Source organism: Mycoplasmopsis mucosicanis (genome assembly GCF_006546935.1).
GTDB lineage: Bacteria > Bacillota_I > Bacilli_A > Mycoplasmatales > Metamycoplasmataceae > Mycoplasmopsis > Mycoplasmopsis mucosicanis.
This window is the reverse complement of sequence record NZ_SMDN01000004.1, coordinates 55,712-73,588: the sequence shown is the minus strand read 5'-3', so window position 1 is coordinate 73,588 and position 17,877 is coordinate 55,712. Positions and strand designations below refer to the sequence as shown.

19 protein-coding genes are annotated in these 17,877 nt (G+C 30.8%); 11 read left to right on the top strand and 8 right to left on the bottom strand.

The genetic code is table 4. The annotated features are described in order from the left end of the window. Window positions 1–96: 96 nt before the first annotated feature. Entirely contained in the window at window positions 97–501 is a 405-nt protein-coding gene (locus E1I18_RS01550) for a hypothetical protein (RefSeq protein ID WP_141483844.1), read from the bottom strand. Between the two features lie 291 nt (window positions 502–792). Here E1I18_RS01550 and efp point away from each other — a divergent pair, with 291 nt between their 5' ends. From efp to hpt, 10 genes are read left to right on the top strand one after another with little or no spacing between them, the layout of a single operon-like run. Then, window positions 793–1,356 carry an elongation factor P gene (gene efp, locus E1I18_RS01545; protein ID WP_141483843.1) on the top strand — a complete coding sequence of 188 codons (564 nt, stop codon included), beginning with the start codon at window positions 793–795 and terminating at the stop codon, window positions 1,354–1,356. Next, window positions 1,356–1,658: an MMB_0454 family protein gene (locus E1I18_RS01540; RefSeq protein WP_141483842.1), complete on the top strand. Its 303-nt coding sequence runs from the start codon at window positions 1,356–1,358 to the stop codon at window positions 1,656–1,658. The genes efp and E1I18_RS01540 overlap by 1 nt, the downstream gene beginning before the upstream one ends. Window positions 1,659–1,707: 49 nt before the next feature. Next, window positions 1,708–2,826 carry a tRNA 2-thiouridine(34) synthase MnmA gene (mnmA, locus tag E1I18_RS01535; protein WP_141483841.1) on the top strand — a complete coding sequence of 373 codons (1,119 nt, stop codon included), beginning with the start codon at window positions 1,708–1,710 and terminating at the stop codon, window positions 2,824–2,826. Between the two features lie 8 nt (window positions 2,827–2,834). After that, window positions 2,835–5,453, top strand: coding sequence for an alanine--tRNA ligase (gene alaS, locus E1I18_RS01530; RefSeq protein ID WP_141483840.1), 2,619 nt, complete (start codon window positions 2,835–2,837; stop codon window positions 5,451–5,453). Further along, entirely contained in the window at window positions 5,446–5,877 is a 432-nt protein-coding gene (ruvX, locus tag E1I18_RS01525; protein WP_141483839.1) for a Holliday junction resolvase RuvX, read from the top strand. The genes alaS and ruvX overlap by 8 nt, the downstream gene beginning before the upstream one ends. Continuing rightward, a complete protein-coding gene (locus E1I18_RS01520) occupies window positions 5,870–6,634 on the top strand; it encodes a BC85_0335 family putative methyltransferase (RefSeq protein WP_141483838.1) in 765 nt (254 codons plus the stop codon). Before ruvX ends, E1I18_RS01520 begins: the two co-directional genes overlap by 8 nt. Window positions 6,635–6,671: 37 nt before the next feature. After that, window positions 6,672–7,160 carry a transcription elongation factor GreA gene (gene greA, locus E1I18_RS01515; RefSeq protein WP_141483837.1) on the top strand — a complete coding sequence of 163 codons (489 nt, stop codon included), beginning with the start codon at window positions 6,672–6,674 and terminating at the stop codon, window positions 7,158–7,160. A gap of 40 nt (window positions 7,161–7,200) precedes the next feature. Beyond that, window positions 7,201–7,872, top strand: coding sequence for a deoxynucleoside kinase (locus tag E1I18_RS01510; protein ID WP_141483836.1), 672 nt, complete (start codon window positions 7,201–7,203; stop codon window positions 7,870–7,872). A gap of 1 nt (window position 7,873) precedes the next feature. After that, on the top strand, window positions 7,874–8,548 hold the full coding sequence (locus E1I18_RS01505; protein WP_141483835.1) for a deoxynucleoside kinase: 675 nt from the start codon (window positions 7,874–7,876) through the stop codon (window positions 8,546–8,548). A 10-nt stretch (window positions 8,549–8,558) separates the two neighbouring features. Then, window positions 8,559–9,098 (top strand): hypoxanthine phosphoribosyltransferase, encoded by a 540-nt coding sequence (gene hpt / locus E1I18_RS01500; protein ID WP_141483834.1) that lies wholly within the window; start codon window positions 8,559–8,561, stop codon window positions 9,096–9,098. Window positions 9,099–9,261: 163 nt separating this feature from the next. On the opposite strand, the gene E1I18_RS01495 is transcribed toward hpt, so the two are convergent. Further along, complete coding sequence (locus tag E1I18_RS01495) at window positions 9,262–10,629, bottom strand: FAD-dependent oxidoreductase (RefSeq protein ID WP_141483833.1); 1,368 nt, start codon at window positions 10,627–10,629, stop codon at window positions 9,262–9,264. A 165-nt stretch (window positions 10,630–10,794) separates the two neighbouring features. Between E1I18_RS01495 and E1I18_RS01490 the strand changes: the two genes are divergently transcribed. After that, window positions 10,795–11,550 carry a hypothetical protein gene (locus E1I18_RS01490; protein WP_141483832.1) on the top strand — a complete coding sequence of 252 codons (756 nt, stop codon included), beginning with the start codon at window positions 10,795–10,797 and terminating at the stop codon, window positions 11,548–11,550. An 83-nt stretch (window positions 11,551–11,633) separates the two neighbouring features. Here the strand turns inward: E1I18_RS01490 and E1I18_RS01485 are convergent, their stop codons facing one another. The 6 genes from E1I18_RS01485 to truB form a co-directional block, all read right to left on the bottom strand. After that, window positions 11,634–12,998: an FAD-dependent oxidoreductase gene (locus E1I18_RS01485; RefSeq protein WP_141483831.1), complete on the bottom strand. Its 1,365-nt coding sequence runs from the start codon at window positions 12,996–12,998 to the stop codon at window positions 11,634–11,636. A 157-nt stretch (window positions 12,999–13,155) separates the two neighbouring features. Further along, window positions 13,156–14,781, bottom strand: a complete 1,626-nt coding sequence (gene argS, locus E1I18_RS01480; protein ID WP_141483830.1) for an arginine--tRNA ligase — start codon at window positions 14,779–14,781, stop codon at window positions 13,156–13,158. 60 nt (window positions 14,782–14,841) lie between these two features. Beyond that, window positions 14,842–15,108, bottom strand: a complete 267-nt coding sequence (gene rpsO, locus E1I18_RS01475) for a 30S ribosomal protein S15 (protein ID WP_141483847.1) — start codon at window positions 15,106–15,108, stop codon at window positions 14,842–14,844. Window positions 15,109–15,292: 184 nt separating this feature from the next. Then, window positions 15,293–16,159 (bottom strand): FAD synthase, encoded by an 867-nt coding sequence (locus E1I18_RS01470; RefSeq protein WP_141483829.1) that lies wholly within the window; start codon window positions 16,157–16,159, stop codon window positions 15,293–15,295. 18 nt (window positions 16,160–16,177) lie between these two features. After that, the gene (locus tag E1I18_RS01465) at window positions 16,178–17,017 is read right to left on the bottom strand and encodes a YcsE-related riboflavin metabolism phosphatase (RefSeq protein WP_141483828.1); all 840 of its coding nucleotides are present in this window, start codon (window positions 17,015–17,017) and stop codon (window positions 16,178–16,180) included. An 8-nt stretch (window positions 17,018–17,025) separates the two neighbouring features. Continuing rightward, the gene (gene truB, locus E1I18_RS01460; RefSeq protein WP_141483827.1) at window positions 17,026–17,874 is read right to left on the bottom strand and encodes a tRNA pseudouridine(55) synthase TruB; all 849 of its coding nucleotides are present in this window, start codon (window positions 17,872–17,874) and stop codon (window positions 17,026–17,028) included. Between the last annotated feature and the right edge of the window lie 3 nt (window positions 17,875–17,877).

Genomic DNA, 17,877 nt, shown 5'->3' with positions numbered 1-17,877 from the left:
TCGCTATGCCTTGTAATTTGTCTGAAAATTAAATCATTTTTTGCTGCATATCTCTGATTTTCCATAACAAAATTGTATTCCTTAGTTGAATTCTAACTAAGAGGTTCATTCTGTTTGGTATTTGAAATGATCTATAAAGATAGGATTGATGATGTTTTTTGGATTATAGACAGCATATAATGATGATACGATGCCATCAATATGCTTATTACATTTAATAATTCCATATGGATTATCTGATAGTGGTGATTTTGTATATACCAACTGATCTTTTTTCAAAATCTTGTAATTATTCAACAGTTTACCAGCAAAACTCCTACCTAGAAACATAATTTGATTTATTACTCCATATTCTTTAGAAACAGAAAGAACATCGCTGCGATTAAAGAAATTATGATTATTTTTCACTTTAGATACTTCCAGTAAAGAGTCAAATCTTTTTAATTCTCAAGCATCAACAAACCCTTTAAATCTAATTTTTGGCTTCAATTCATTACTCATATTTTGCCCCTTAATATTAATATTTATAATTATATTAAAATAAATATATTCATTTTTAAATAACCTAATTAATTTTTAAAAAAACAGCAAATAGATTATTTTTAATTAAATTATCCTTAGAAAAATAAATGTTGTTTTTTTACCAAAAGTACTCAAAAATGTGTATATTAGTAAAATTGCAACATTTAATCTTTATTTCATTTTGCATTAGAATAAAATATTAATTATTTATTTTTAGATTTTAACTTTTATATTAAAATTAACTATATTTAATTTGTTAGGAGAATAATAATGATTAATGTTAATACTTTCAAAGGTGGAATAACATTTGAAGACGAAGGTGAAATCTTTGTTGTTATTGAAGCTCAACACTCAAAACAAGGTCGAGGTCAAGCTAACGTTAAAGCAAAAGTAAAAAACCTAAGAACTGGTGCTATCACTATTAAGTCATATACAGGTGGCACAATGATGAAAAAAGCACATATTGATAAAAGACCAATGAACTATCTTTACAATGATGGTGCAAATATTATCTTAATGGACAATGAAACATATGAACAAGTTGAAATTCCAGTAAATCATGTTGAGTGAGAATTAAACTTCCTTAAAGAAGGATCTTCAGTAAAAATAAGAAAATATGGTGAAGAAATTCTTGACGTTGAACTCGATTCTTCTGTAGTTCTTGAAGTTGTTGAAGCACCTGATGCTGTAAAAGGCAATACAACAACTAACCCTCAAAAACGTGTTAAAGTTGAAACTGGTTATGAACTTGATACACCTATGTTTATTAAAGAAGGTGAATTGATTGTAATTTCAACTGAAACTGGAAAATATGTAAGTAGAGGCAGCAAATAATGAATGTTATTACCGTTTCGAGTGGACTTAATCAAACATATTCTGTTTCTGAAGATGTTTTGATTCAATTAATTCAACAATGCGCTTCAGAAGTAGGAAATATCAAATTAGATGGCACACCTAAAATCGTTTTTAACAAAGATTTTAGTAATGCATCTTTCATCATTGATGTCAAAGTCAAAAGAAACAAAAATTTAGGCGAAGTTATTGACCAATTCACAAGCGAATTTCAGTCTCGCTTTGAAAGTTTAATTGATATAAAACCACAAAACATAAGAGTATGTTTTACTGATAATTATTAATTTTATCCAACCTTTTTGGTTGGCTTTATTTATTTAGTAAAGGAGCAAAATGGCAAAACAAAAGGTTATTTTAGGTATGTCGGGCGGCGTAGATTCATCAGTTGCCGCTGCTCTTTTACTTGAAGAAGGTTATGAAGTCGAAGGTCTTTTTATGCGCAACTGAGACTCAATGGTCAATAATGATTTTTTAGGAAACGAAAACATCTCAAAAGACATTTGTCCTCAAGAACAAGACTATCAAGACGCTCTAAAAGTTGCACAAAAACTCAATATTAAACTGCATCGCATTGATTTTGTTAAAGAATACTGGAACAATGTTTTTGAAAATTTCATTTCAGAATACAAAAAAGGACGCACACCAAATCCGGATATTTTATGCAATAAATACATAAAATTTGATGCATTTGCAAAGCATGCATTCAATAATTTAGGTGCCAATTTTATTGCTATGGGTCACTATGCTCGTGTAGAAAATGGTCATTTATATAGAGCAAAAGACCAAAATAAAGACCAAAGTTATTTTTTAGCACAACTTAGCAGTGCGCAACTTTCAAAAGTATTAATGCCTTTAGCTTTTTACACAAAAGACAAAATTCGACAAATAGCTTCTAAATTAGAACTTGTCACAGCGCAAAAAAAAGATTCAACTGGTATTTGTTTTATAGGCGAGCGTAATTTTACAAAATTTTTGCAAAATTATATCCCTGCTACACCAGGTAAGATTATTTCAATTGTGACTAAAAAACAAGTTGGAACTCATGAAGGCTGCTATTATTACACACTTGGACAGCGAAAAGGCTTAAATCTTGGTGGAATGAGTGAGCCACATTATGTTTGCGGGCACGATGTTAAAAATAATATTGTTTATGTAGCTCCTGCTTCTGATATGTCTTATTTAGAATCAGATGAGTTGCTAGCATCAAATTTAAATTTAAATAATACTGATTTTAATCCCGATAATTTAACTGCAAAATTTAGGTATCGTCAAGCAGATATTCCAGTGCGCATTGAAATTTTAGACAACAATGAATTGCGTGTTTTTTATCCATCTAAATCACAAGCAGTCACACCAGGCCAACAAGTTGTGCTTTATGATGGTGAAAAATGTTTAGGCGGAGCAATAATTGAGAAAATTTACTTGAATAAACAACTTAAAGACTACGTATAGGAGAAAAAATGAACTCAAAAATAATTAGAGAAAAATGACTTAAATTCTTCGAATCAAAAGGACATCTTATTGTTGAATCAAAAAGTTTAATACCAGTCAATGACCCTTCTCTTTTGTGAATTAATTCAGGTGTTGCAACCTTAAAAGATTATTTTAGTGGCAAAAAAATACCACCGTGCAAAAGACTAACCAACTCACAAAAAGCAATTCGAACCAATGATATTGAAAACGTTGGAGTCACTTCTCGACATCACACTTTTTTCGAAATGCTCGGTAATTTCAGTATTGGTGATTATTTTAAAATTGAAGCTATTGAGTTTGCATATGAATTTTTAACCAAAGAACTCAAATTAGATTTAGAAAAATTGTACTTCACTTACTATGAGCAAGATACTCAAACACGTGATAAATGACTTTCACTAGGCATTGATGAGTCTCACATTATAAAGGGTAGCAGGGACACTAACTTTTGAGATGTTGGTGCTGGTCCTTGTGGTCCATGTACAGAGATATTTTTTGACCGTGGCAAAAAATATGACTCACGTGGTATTGAGTTATTGATTAATGATATTGAAAATGATCGATATATTGAAATTTGAAACATAGTTTTTAGTCAATTCAATAATGAAGGCGACAACAAATACACTGAACTTGCACAAAAAAACATTGATACCGGTGCAGGTTTTGAACGTATTGTTTCAATTATGCAAGATGCTCCAACAAACTATGATTCTGATTTATTTTTAGGCATTATTCATGAAATTGAAAAATACACAAGCTACCGTTATGACATCAATAACTACTTTACCAAAGAACCTCAACAACGCGAAATTAACACAAACTTCAAAATAATTGCCGACCACATTCGAGCAGTAGCAAATGCATTAGGCGATGGTGAGCATATTTCAAATGTTGGCCGTGGTTATATCATTCGTCGTTTAGTACGTCGATCAATCTACAAAGGAATGCAGCTTGGAATTCATGAGTTATTCTTACACAAACTTGTTCCAATAGTTCATGATTCTCTACCTTTCAACTATGACGTTGATCTAGTTGCAAAAGCTATTAAAGATGAAGAAGAATTATTTGCAAAAACTATTGAAAATGGTAAAGCACTACTTGAACAACACATTGAAAAAGACAGCAAAATTTTTGATGGTGCAATTGCATTCCACCTCCTTGAAACATACGGATTTCCAATTGAACTAACTGCTGAAATTTTGCAAAAAAAAGGTATTGAAGTCAATATGCAACAATTCGAGCAAGCTAAAGCTCAACACATTGCTGCAAGTAAAGGAAATAAACTAAGTGGAATGGAAAAAGCAATTAACTCTCTTTCGCTTATAAAAGAAAAAATTTCAACCTTTGTTGGCTATGATTTTACTCAATACAAAAGCAATATTATTGAACTTTTAGATGCTGAAAAACGTATCACAACAAGCGATGCTAAATCATATGTTGTTCTTGACAAAACTCCTTTTTATGCAACAAGCGGTGGACAAAAACATGACGAAGGCTACATGTTGCAAGATGGAAACAAAATTAAAATTATTGATGTATTTAAAGACAAGTTCGGCAACCATATTCATGTTGTTGAAGGCAAAATTAATGCAAATAAACCAGTAGAATGTTATGTTGATGAATATGTTCGCTTAAATTGTGCACGTAATCACTCTGCAACACACTTAATGTTTTCAGTAATGCGTGAAGTTTTAGGACCTCACATCAAACAACTTGGATCAGATATTACTGAAAGTAGATTTACTTTTGACTTCCCTGGAGACTCAAGACCAACTGATGAACAAATTGCAAAAATTGAAGCAAAAATGCGTGAAATCATTGCAAAAGACATCAAACGTGAATACATAATAGCAACAATTGAAGAAGCAAAGAGCCAGCATGCAGTCATGACAATTGAAGAAGATCAATATATGGACCCTAAAGCAGTAAGAATTGTTAAGTGAGCTAACCAAACAGCCGACCTTTGTGGTGGAACTCACTTAGCTCACAGTTCTATTCTTGAAAACTTCAAAATCACTAGTGTTGATAAAAAACAAGCAGGTGTATATAGATTTAGAGTTGTAACATCTAATGAATTGGTGAATAAATTTTTGGCTGAGCAAATTGAAATTTATTCAACTGAATTGCAAAATATCATTACAAAAGTTCGTTCATTAGACCCTACTTATTCACTTGAAATTCAATCTAGCATTGATTTAGAAACTAAATTAAGCCTTCTTCACAAAGCAATTGAAAAAGCACGAGCAGACTTCAAAAAGTTCAACAAAGAAAAATCTAATGTTGAATTCGATTTTGAAAACGTGCAAACAACAAAAATAAATAACAAAGACTTCTACATCAATTTATCCGTGGATGCTAGTCGAATTAAAGTTATTTCTTCAACACTGCGTGAAAAAATTCCTCATGCACACATTATTCTAGGTGCTCAATCAGGTCAACAAATCCTTTTAGCTCTTGCTTCAAAAACGATTGATGTAAACAAAGTTTTCCGCTCACTTGCTCAAAAATTAAATGCGCGTGGCGGTGGTAGCGCAATCTTAGCAATGGGCAAAGTTGATAATGTAGACAATCTAGAAAACATTGTAATTGAGGCATTTAATGCGTAAACTCGCCTTAGATCTAGGCACTAAAACTTGTGGCTTTGCAATCACTGATGCAGATATTGATATTGCACTAGGTCTTGAAACTATTCATTTTGCAGAAAATGAATTTGATTCGGTAATCAAGCAAATTGAGTTTTATGACCAAAAGTACTCAAATATCAGTGTTTTGGTCATTGGTCTACCAATGAGATCTAATGGTGATTGATCAGAACGAACTCATATGTGTTTTCAATTTGCACAACGTCTAAAACAACATTTTAATAGAGCAATCTATACAGTTAATGAGTATGGTTCGACAATCAAAGCTCAACAATCATTAAGACAAGCCAACATCAAACGCAAAAAAGTTAAACAAGTTAAAGACACAATGTCTGCAATGATAATATTGAATGAATTTTTGGAATATGGAGGTAGTCTTGTTGAATAATCTAAATTTTATTTTAAATAGCAACAATGATAAAGGCGAAAAACCTTTAGTTTCAATACCGCCTTGAGCATACTGAACATTGTTTGCTTCAATGATTGTTGTTGCTTTAGTAAGTCTAATTGTCTTCTTTTGAGCACGTTGAAAAGTGAGAAAAATTAAGCAAAAAATTAACTCACAAAACAACGTTTCAAACGAGGCTAAATTAGTAGAGTTGCGAGGCGAAAACTGGAATAAAGTTCCATATGAACTTAAAGATTTTTTTGGCTCAAAAAGTGCTGATGAAGATGTGAATAGTTTAATCAATAATGTCTTTTTAAATGATGCAAAAAATGTACTTTTTGTTTCAAAAAACTTTGAATATGAAGTATCTTCGCTATTAGCATTCTCGAATGCAAACATCAGTGTTTTAGCAAACTACCTAGACAATAAAAAAATGGATCTTGCCAAACAAAAATTTCCGCATTACTTTGAAAAATGTGTGCAAACGAAAAATTTAAACGAGTTAAAAGATGAATCTTTTGAACTAATTTATGCACATAATTCTGAGGTTAATAACATCACATTTTATGAAGTTTTCTACAAAAAATTAACCCCTAATGGAATACTAATTATTAGACAAGATAATAGAAAAAAAACATTCAATGATCCGCTCATAACTCAATTAAAAATAGCGCAAATTCCATATGAAATAGTTCAACAAAAAGCCAAATTTTTATACATTGTAAAAAAATCGAACAATATGCAATCACAAAACTAACAAATTGATAAAATAACATAAATAAAGGAGATTTATCATGAATAATAAAAGCAATGAAACCATTTATTTAGCACAAGAAACACTAGATAAATATAAAGCAGAATACTATGAATTAGTTAATGTAAAACGTGTTGAGGTTCAACAAGCTCTTAAAGAAGCACGTGCGCAGGGTGACTTGTCTGAAAACGCTGAATATGACGCAGCAAGAGACTTGCAAGGTGTTGTTGAAGCAAGAATTAGAGAACTTGAAAGAATTATTGAAAATGCACAAGTTATAAAAACTCAATCAGTAACATCAAATTCTGCAATCGGCGTTGGTGCGACTGTGACATACAAAATTGAAGAAACTGGTGAAACTAAACAAGTCACAATTATGGGTGTGCATGATAGTGATCCATTGAATGGTAAAATCTCAAATGAATCGCCTTTGGCTTTAGCATTAGCTGAAGCTAACATTGGTGAAAGCATCGAAGTTGATGCAATAAATAAATATTCAATTAGAGTAATTGATGTAGTTTATAAGTAATTATTCAATTACTTTTTTTTAAAAATTTTAGGGGGTTGATATGTTAATAGGTATAAGTGGAATGATTGGTAGTGGAAAAAGCATCTTAACAAAGAGGCTTTTGAACCATTATCCTTCATCAATGATGCTCAAGGAATTTGATGAAGATGATGAAGTTTTTAATCAATTTTTAAAATGACTTTATAATAAAACACCAAACCTAACAATTGGTTTTCAGTCTTATGTTGTTGAATCACACACAACAAAACTGTCTGAATTACTTGAAAAATTTAAATTAGCACACAAAAAACACGCAAAAGATCATATTTTTATTGACCGCTTCAGTATTGAACACTACATTTTTGCAAGTGTGAACTTAGAAACAAAAGGTCCTAAATATATGCAAGGCTATGATGCTATGTTTAATGAACTTATCACCCCTAATGAAACACCTGACCTAGCAATCTATCTCGATATGAGTTTTGAAACATTTAAAAAGAGGCTTTTTGCTCGAGGTAGAGAAGTTGAAACTGATAACTATGCTCTAAATGAACCATATTTTAGAAAACTGCACAGTGTGTATCGCTCAACATTTGAAAAACAAGCAAAAAAATTCAATATGGACTATGTTATTATAGACACCAACAACCTAAGCGAAGAAGAAGTGTTTAAAGAAGCAATAAAAATAATTGAAAATTTTGATTTCAGTAAAAAGCAAAGGTTTATAAACTAATATGATTATTGGTATTAGCGGAATGATAGGTTGTGGTAAAAGCACACTTTCAAAAGGCTTGCACAAACATTTTCAAAACTCAATGCTTCTTGAAGAATTTCAAGAAAATGATGAAGTTTTCAACACATTTTTAAAGTGGCTTTATGAAAAACAGCCAAATATTGACTTAGGTTTTCAGTCCTTTATTATTGAAAGTCTATCCAACTCATTACAACATTGCTTACAAAAATTCATTTCTTTAGGCTACAATCATCAACAAAATCATATTTTTTTAGATCGATTTAACCTTGAGCATTATATTTTTGCAGTTGTGACACTTAAAGAAAAACCTCCAAAATATCTCAAGGCATTTGATAAATTATTTTCTAATCTTGTTGACTCAAGTGAAAATCCTGATTTAGCAATTTATATTGATATAGACTTCGACACGTTCAAAGAACGCATTCTTAAACGTGGTCGGCAAAGTGAAATAGATAATTATCAACAAAATGAGACCTATTTCAAAGAACTTCATGCTGTTTATAAAGATTTTTATATCAATTTAATGCAAACATATAACATTCCATATGTTGTAATTGAAAGCACAGGCAAAAATGAATACCAAATACTTGGCGAAGCAATTGAAATAATTAACAATTTTGACTTCAGCAAGTCTAAAAGAACTAAAATAAATTAAAGGAGTAATTATGGATCCAAGATTTACAAAAATACTTTTTACAAGAGAACAAATTGAAACAAAAATCAAAGAAATGGCTCAATGAGTCAATGAAACATATAAAGATTCTAAAAATCTTGTCTTAGTTGGACTGCTAAAAGGTGCGATTCCTTTTTTAGCACAACTTGTAAAGGATATAACTGTTGAAAATGAGATGGCGTTTATGATTGCTTCAAGTTATGCGGGTGGAAGTGCTTCAAGTGGTAATGTGAAGATTATTATGGACCTTGAAACAGATATTCAGGATAAAGATGTTTTAGTTGTTGAAGATATTATTGATTCAGGTGTTACATTACACAAAATAAGCAATATGCTAAAATCTCGTAATCCAAAAAGTTATCGAATTATAACCTTAATGGATAAGCCTTATCATAGAAAAGTCGATCTCAATGCTGATAAATCAGGTTTCATTGTTGAGGATGCTTTTTTAGTTGGATATGGACTAGATTATGATGAAAAATTGCGTGGAATTCCTTTTATTGGTGTCTTTGATCCTAATATCAAAAAATAAGTGCATAGATAACTCTAAATGAGTTATTTTTTTTGACCAAAAGTACTCAAAAATGTGTAAATATGACAAAATATAGCATATTTAAATGAAGTATCAAAATTTGCTCAAAAGTACTCAAAAGTAAGTATAAAAACAACGGGATAAACCCGTTGTAAATTATTAATTATCTTTTGTAATTAAGACCTAGAGCTTTCAACATTGGAACTAAGAAGAAGTTGAATGGTTTGTTGAAGTGTGGTAGGAAGAATACGTCTGTAAGTGCTAATTCTGGAATTGTTAAACCTTGTTGAATTGCTAAAGCAAACATATAAATTGTTTCAGTGTGAACTGATTCACCTCATGAACCAATTTGAGCTCCTAAAATTCTTAATGTTTTTGGAGAATAAACAATTGAACACTCAACTTTTTCAGATGATTTCATAAATTCTGGTCTGTCCATATCTGTTCAGGTTACTGATTCAGCATCTTCAAAACCATTTGCACGAGCAACCTCTCTTGTAAGACCTGTTGAAGTATAATGACATCCAAATGCGTTTAATGCGTTAGTACCAACAACTCCAGGGAAAGGAATGTTAAGTCCAGCAATATGAAGAGCAGCAACTAGTCCAGATTTTACAGCGTTAGTAGCAAATGTTACGTTTCTGTTGTTCTCTGTTACTGAGTGTTTTAATGCACAAGCATCACCAACAGCATAGACATCGCTATTTGATACTGATCTTTGGAATTTATCAACAATAATTGCACCATTTGTTGTTTTCATCAATTCAGTCATTGCTTCAGTACGAGGTCTAAAACCAATACAGATAACTGCTAAATCGGTTTTGTATTCACCTTTATCAGTTACAATTGAGCTAACATCCTTATTGTTTTGTGATTTGAATTCTACAACTTCTTGGCCTAATGCTAATTTAACACCCTCACTAGCCATTTTTCTTTCAAGAACTGATGTAAAGTTATCATCAAAGTAGCGGTTAATTATGTGTGATTTAATATCATAAACAGTAACTCTTTTTCCTTTGATATGGAATGCCTCAGCCAATTCAATACCGATATAACCAGCACCAACAATTGCTACATCTCTAATTTTTGGATCATTAGCATATTCAATTAAATGTTTAGCATGTTCATATGTTTTAGCTAAAACAACGTTTTTAAATTCAATACCTTTAACTCTTGGTTCGATTGGTCATGAACCACCGGCAAACACTAATTTGTCATATGTGTCTGTAAATTTACTTCCATCTTCAAGGTTTAATACTGTAACTTCTTTTTTCTCTTTATCGATCGAGATTACTTCGTGGTTAACTTTTAAATTTACTCCATAATCGTTTTTAAGGCTTTCTGGAGAAGAGTAAAATAGTCCGCCTGGTTCATCAAATTCACCAGCAACTCAAACAGCAATACCACAACCTAAAAATGATGTGTTTGTGTTTCTTTCATATGCAGTAATTTCAGCATCAGGAATAACAGTTTTAAGTGTTCTAATGAACGATGTACCGGCGTGGTTAGATCCAACTAATATTATTTTCATCTTAACTATCCTTTCAAATATAAATATGTCTATATTTTATAATTTTTTCATTTTTAATTAATATATTTATATATTTAATTTAATATTAATTGAAAATTAGCCACAAAATCATATATATTTCATACAATTCTTACAATTAAATTAAAAAATTACTTAGAGGTTAACATGTTCAAAATAAAAAAATTGTATGGCTTATCAGCTCTTGTGAGTGTTGTGCCAGTTTCACTAGTTGTTAGTTGTCAAAATAAACAAGTTGAGAGTGGTAATAAACAAGTTGAGAGTGTTGTTAAAATAAATTATCACAAGGAAAATGAGAAAATTGAAAGTGAAATATTAACTCAATATGCAAAGCAATTTGATGAAAGTATAGAAAAAATCAATAAAAATTCAAGTATCAAAGTGCAAAATGATGCAAGTTTTTCAACAAATCTTTTGGCTGCAACGCTAAAAATTGTGAAAAATAAAATTAATAATGATGAGAATTATCATAAATACTTAACAAATAAAAAAATAGCTCAAGATGTATTCTTAAAACAAAGTAAATATATTCAAGATTTATTTTTAAAAGGCGAATTTGTAAGTCCTATAAAAGAGTTTGGAGTTGATGAAGATAAAAATATTGAGAAAAAGGAAAATGATTTTAAAGCCTTTATTGAAGAATTTACATTAAAAGCAACAAAAGCAACACTGAAGTTTTCTCCAGGATTTGATGACATTATAAGACAATCAATTGGTATTGCTGTTGAAAGTATTTATAAAATTTATTCATTTGTAAAATCTCAACTTCACAAAGATGAATACACCAAATTTCTTAATGCATTGGAGTATACCTCAAAACAAGAAGCTAAATCACTAGACGAGATATTTAAATTGTTTAAAAATCAAATTGCTGACATTAATGGAATTATTCAACAAGTTTAAAAAAACGCATTTTTATTGATAATGTTTCAATAGAAATGCGTTTTTTATAAAAAATCAACGTTTTCACGTTGATTGATTATTAACTATTTTTTGTAGTTGATTCCTAATGCTTTTAACATAGGAACTAAGAAGAAGTTAAATGGTTTGTTGAAGTGTGGTAAGAAGAATACGTCTGTAAGTGCAATTTCAGGTAATGTTAAACCTCTTTGAAGTGCTAGAGCAAACATGTAAATTGTTTCAGCGTGTAATGATTTACCTCATGAACCAATTTGAACACCTAATAATTTAAGTGTTTCTGTACAGTAAACAACTGTACATGCAACTTTTTCTGAAGTTCTCATGAATTCAGGTCTGTCCATGTCTTCTCAATGAGCTTCTGCTGCATGTTCAAATCCATTTGCTTTTGCTTGTTCTAATGTGTAACCTGTACCTGCGTAGTGACAGTCAAATACATTAATTGCGTTTGTTCCTGCAACACCAGGGAATGGTACATTAACTCCAGCAATGTGTAGAGCAGCAACAAGACCTGATTTAACAGCATTGGTTGCTAAAGCAACGTGTCTTGGTTCGCCAGCAACAACGTGTTTTAGAGCACATGAGTCACCAACTGCATAAATATCTGCATCGCTCACTGTTCTTTGGAATTCATCAACGATGATTGCACCGTTAGGAAGTTTTTCAACATCAAGTACATCTGTACGAGGTTTGAAACCTACACACATTACAACAAGGTCAGTTGCATATTCACCTTTATCAGTAACAACTGAAGAAACATCGTTTCCATTTTTTGATTTGAATTCAACAACTTTTTCGCCTAGTGCTAATTTAACACCTTCACGACGCATGTTGTCTTCCATAACTGATGTGAATTCTTTACCAAAGTAATTGCTTGTTACTCTTTCATTAACATCGATTAAAGTAACATTTTTACCTTTCATGTGGTATGCTTCAACAAGTTCAACACCAATGTAACCAGCTCCAACGATTGTTACATTTTTAATTTGGTCATCGCATGCACATTTAACTAATTCTTGTGCGTGTTGATAAAGTTTTGATAATACAATATTGTTGTATTGAATTCCTTTAATTTTTGGTTCGATTGGTCATGTACCACCAGCAAATACTAATTTGTCATATGTATCAGTAAATGTTTCACCTTTTTCAATATCAAGAACTGTAATTTCTTTTTTAGCTCTATCAATACCAACTACTTCGTGACTTGTTTTTAGATTTACTCCATAGTCGTTTCTTAAACTTTCTGGTGATGAGTAGAATAGTCCGCCTGGTTCACTAAATTCTCCTGCAACTCAAACAGCAATACCACAACCTAAAAATGATGTGTTTGTATTTCTATCATAAGCTGTAATTTCTGCATTAGGATTTACAGTTTTTAATGTTCTAATAAATGATGTTCCAGCGTGGTTTGCACCAATTAAAATAATTTTCATTCTTATATCCTTTCAATTTATAAAATCCTTGATTTTATGTTTTTATTATATATACGAAGCAAAAAAGGGTAGTAAAAAAAACGCGAAAATATAGAATTATGAGTAAAGAACATAAAAATATGGAATTTATGCCATAAAAAAATATACCGCAGTATATTTAAATTTTATGAGGAATTGAAATTCCAATAAGCTTCATTCCATTTTCTAGCACAATATTGACAGCTTTAACCAATGCAAGTGCACTATTATTGTTTTGCATTTCTAGAATTTTTGGTGTGTTTGAGTATCAAGAGTTAAATTCTTTAGCAATTCTAATTAAGTACTGTGTAAGAATGTTGGTAGTTAACTTTTCTACTGATTTTTCAATAATATTTGGAAATTCTAAAAGCGTAGATACAAGTTTAATTTCAGCTTTTGACTCATATTCTGATGCTTGAATTTGCTTATCTAAAACATTTGCTTTTTGTAAAAGAGAATAAGCGCGAGCATTTGCATACTGCACTAAAAATGATGGATTATCATTTGTTTTAGCGCTAGCTAAATCAATATCGAAGTCAAGTTTAGTGTTAGTTGTTCTATCAAGGAGAATAAAACGAGCTGAATCTGTGCCAACTAAATCAATAAATTCACGGAGCCAAAAACTCGTTCCTTTTCGTTTAGACATCTTAAATTCTTCACCATTTTTAATCAATCGAACAAGTTGCATACACAAAACAACCAATTTATTTGCATCATAACCTAAATTTTTAATGGCTGATTGCATTCTTTTTATATATCCTGAGTGATCAGCTCCTCAAACATTGAGTATTATAGGATCTTTGCCATTACTTTTAAATTTAACGTCATGATAAGCAATATCTGGTAAAAAGTAGGTATATGAACCATCACTTTTTATTAGTACTCTATCTTTATCATCACCATCAAGTGTGGTTTTCAATCACAAAGCATTGTCTTGTGTGTATGTGTTTTTAAGTTTTTTAATAACATCTTTAATTGCTTGAGAGTTGTTTTGATAAAGAGATTTTTCGCTGAAATATTTGTCAAAATGTACATTAAAACGAGCTAAATCGTGCTTAATTTGTTCTAAAAATAGTCCAGTACCTTCAGTCTTGAATAAATCCAAAACTTCATTAATGAGTTCAACACCTTTAAATTTGTTGCCATATTTTTGTTGAAATTGTTGAGCAGCTCAAATAATGTCTTCGCCTTTATAGCAATCTTCTTTCATTGGATAACTTTCATCAAAAATTTGTTGATAGCGTGCAAAAATGCTTTCTGCAAGTAGATTTATTTGGTTTCCTGCATCATTTATATAGTACTCACGAGTAACATTTAGTCCGGCAAACTCACAAATATTAGCAATTGTTGAACCAATTGCTGCGTTTCGAGCATGACCTACATGCATATAACCAGTCGGGTTGGCTGAAACTCATTCTATATTGATATTACCTTGTTTGTTTAACTTGCCATAATTTACACCTAGTTTTAAAATTTTGTTGATTTCTGCAACAAATGAAGTTTGTTGAATAAAGAAATTTATAAATCCTGGACCCGCAATTTCAATATTAGTTATACCAAGCTCATTGAATTTAGGTGTCAATAATTCTTTAATTTTATTAGCCAATTCCAATGGTTTTGCGTGTTTATTTCCCATTGCCATATTGGTTGTTAAATCACCATGATCTTTAGGTTCAATAAGCACAACTTCACGTGTTATTTGCAAGTTTGTTGCTATCTTGTTTAACTCATCTAATAAAGCTTGTTTTATTTCAGTTTTGGTCATAATATTATTATATTTTATCCCTTAAAATTTAATAAAAACTCGCCGAAGCGAGTTGAAGACTTATTTTCTTAAGTTTAGTTCAACTAAAGCTTTTGAGTATAAATCGAAATCATTGCTTTTTAAATGAGCTAATAAAACACGACGTTTTGAAACTTTAGCTAAAAAACCTCTACGTGAGTGGTTGTCTTTAGGATTTTGTTCAAAGTGTTTTTTAAGATCTTCGATTTCTGCTGTTAAAATTGCAATTTGTACAAAAGTATTACCTGTGTCTTTTGCATCTTTACCATATTTAACAACTAATTGTTGTTTTTGTTCTTTTGTAATTATAATAACTCCTATATTATGTTTTGGCCAAGTGTAAATTCATTGATTTAACCTAGCTCAAAAATTTATTATTTAATAACATAAGTATTCTATCATACATTTGTCAAATTCAAAGAAGAATTTTTCAGTAATCTACAATACAATTTTATTGATTTTTACTCATTTTTGAGTACTTTTGGGAAAATAATTAATTAATTTGTTCAATAAAAAACTCTTTTGCTTGCTCAAAATCTTGAGATGTTGTTGACTCAATTGCATTAGAAAAAAATGGTCTAATGAGTTTATGAATTAATATTTTTGCTTCAAAAGTCTCATACGATTTTCAATCAAAGTCAATCATCTCAATACTCATTGAATTATCGTTAAAGACACACAAAATACAGTAATAAGCCATCGAGTTTACAATTATGTTTGCACAATATAGACCGGGACGAATTTTGGCCAAATTAGGCACATTATCAAGATGAATTCTATCATTTTTGAGTGTTACTTTGGTATTAAAACCATATTTAAAAAGGCAAAGTAAATTAACAACTTCAATATCGCCAACCAGCAAACATTCCTTGATAAAAGATGTAGAAACTTTTTGCTCGTTTGCTAACTTCATTAAATCAATGCAGTGAAATTTTTCACCAAAAAAATCTTTGAGTGTATTAACATCTCCCGAAGCATTGACACCATAACGAAAATCAGAACCGCTAATTATGTCAAAATCGTGCTGATTTTGTGTAATTTTGTTTATAAAATCAAAGGGTGAAAGCAATTTAATTGTGTCATATTTTAAACGTAATACCTTTGTGAAACCTAGTTTTGCAAAATTCTCGAGGCGATAAAGTTCATCAGTAAATTTAATTCCGTTGTTTTTAGGCAAATTTTCTACATCAGCAAAATAAATAAGCACAATATCACGCTCATTGTTGCTCAAAGCATTTAACTCCTTTGCCTTGAGCAACAATTCATTGTGTCCTATATGAAAAGATTCAAAAGAACCAATCATAAAGATTGGTTTTTTGAATTCGATTAAATTATCTAATTCATAAACATAAATAGACATATTTTTAATTATAAAACATTAAATTAAATTTAGCTCTTTTAATTTAAGATATGCACCATCTTGCTCAACACTTTGAGCAATATCTTTGGCAATATTTTTTAAGTTTTCATCGCCTTCTTGCATAACCACACCTCAGGCTGCATTGCTAATCATTTCATAATCATTTGAACTGTCTCCAAAAGCAATAACATTTGAACCATTTGATAGGTCAAGATGGTTAGCAAGTCAATCAATTGTGTCTGATTTTGTTACACCTTTTGGTGTGATAAAAAGACCTTTATATCAAGTTGAATTAATTTCAACATTTAAATTGTTTTGCTCAATGATTTTATTGATTTTTTCTACAATTGCATCAGTTCCTTCTTGATTAAGAGATTGAATTGTGATGATATGAAGGTGGTCTTTATCAATAGCATCAAAGTCCATTGGACGCATTTTTTCTTTGTGTGGTTTTAAAAATCAAGTGTCAAGGTTCATGCCTGGAGTATGATAGCATCATTCAAGATCAGTAATTGTAAGCCCTTTAGCTTCTGGAATATCCTCTAATGCATTATAAATTACTTTTAATTCATGAAGTGTAATTGTTTTTTCATAGATGATTTTTTGTTTTTTGATGTCATAGACAAACATACCATTAGCACCAATAAAGAAGTCTAAATGTGGAGTTTTATTCATTAAAGAACCTATGGTCACAAATTCTCGAGCAGTTGCAAGAGTGCTATAAATTTTAGATCTATTGAGTTCTTTAAACATTTTTGAAACATTATCACTAAAAGAATGCTGTGCATATGGCAGCAATGTACCATCAATATCGAAAGCAGCTAATTTGATTTTGTCTTTTAGATTTGATTTAGTCATGTTTGCTCCTATTTCAACCTTTTACCAAATAATTTAACAGGTATTAATGTGTTGTTTTCTATTTTTACAATACCTAAAGCCTCATTTTTGCGTTGCTCATCGCAGCAAAGAATGTAGCGGCCATTTGTATGATTGTATCCTACTTTTAAACCTTTCGATAGTATGTTTAACACATCTTTTTGAACGTCTAAAACAGGTATCGACATCAAAGGTAGGGCATTAATTATAGCAAATGTATTTTGTGGTTGAATAATATTTTTATCTAAATTATTAATTGAGATTCTTTCGAGGTCAGCCATATAAGAACACGTATCAAAAGCTTGACCAACATCATGAGATAATGAGCGAATATATGTACCATTAGACACGCAGAGTTCAACAACCAGTGTTTGAGTTTCTTCATCAAAAACGTGTAATTTTACTGAAAAAACATTGATATTTTGTTTTTTTTGCTTAACTGTCTTGCCTTGTCGAGCAAGTTCATAACTTCGTTTACCGTCTATTTTTTTTGCACTATAAATTGGAGCATATTGACTAGTTTGCTCTTTGAATCAGTTGAGTAAATGTGGAATAGTTTCATTGTTAATACGGTTCGATGAAGTCTGGATTATTTTGCCTTCGGCATCGTAAGTGTCTGTAGCAAAGCCAAATTTAATTGTAGCGATGTAGGTTTTGGTTTTGTTGGCAAAAAAGTTTATTAATTTGGTGTCATCATCAGTGGCAATTAATAAAAGTCCACTGGCAAGGGGGTCAAGAGTGCCTGAATGTCCAATCTTTGTGATGTTATGTTGGCGCGCAAAGTCGCGAATGAATTTGAATGATGAAATTGATTTTGGTTTGTATAAGAGTGCAAACATAGC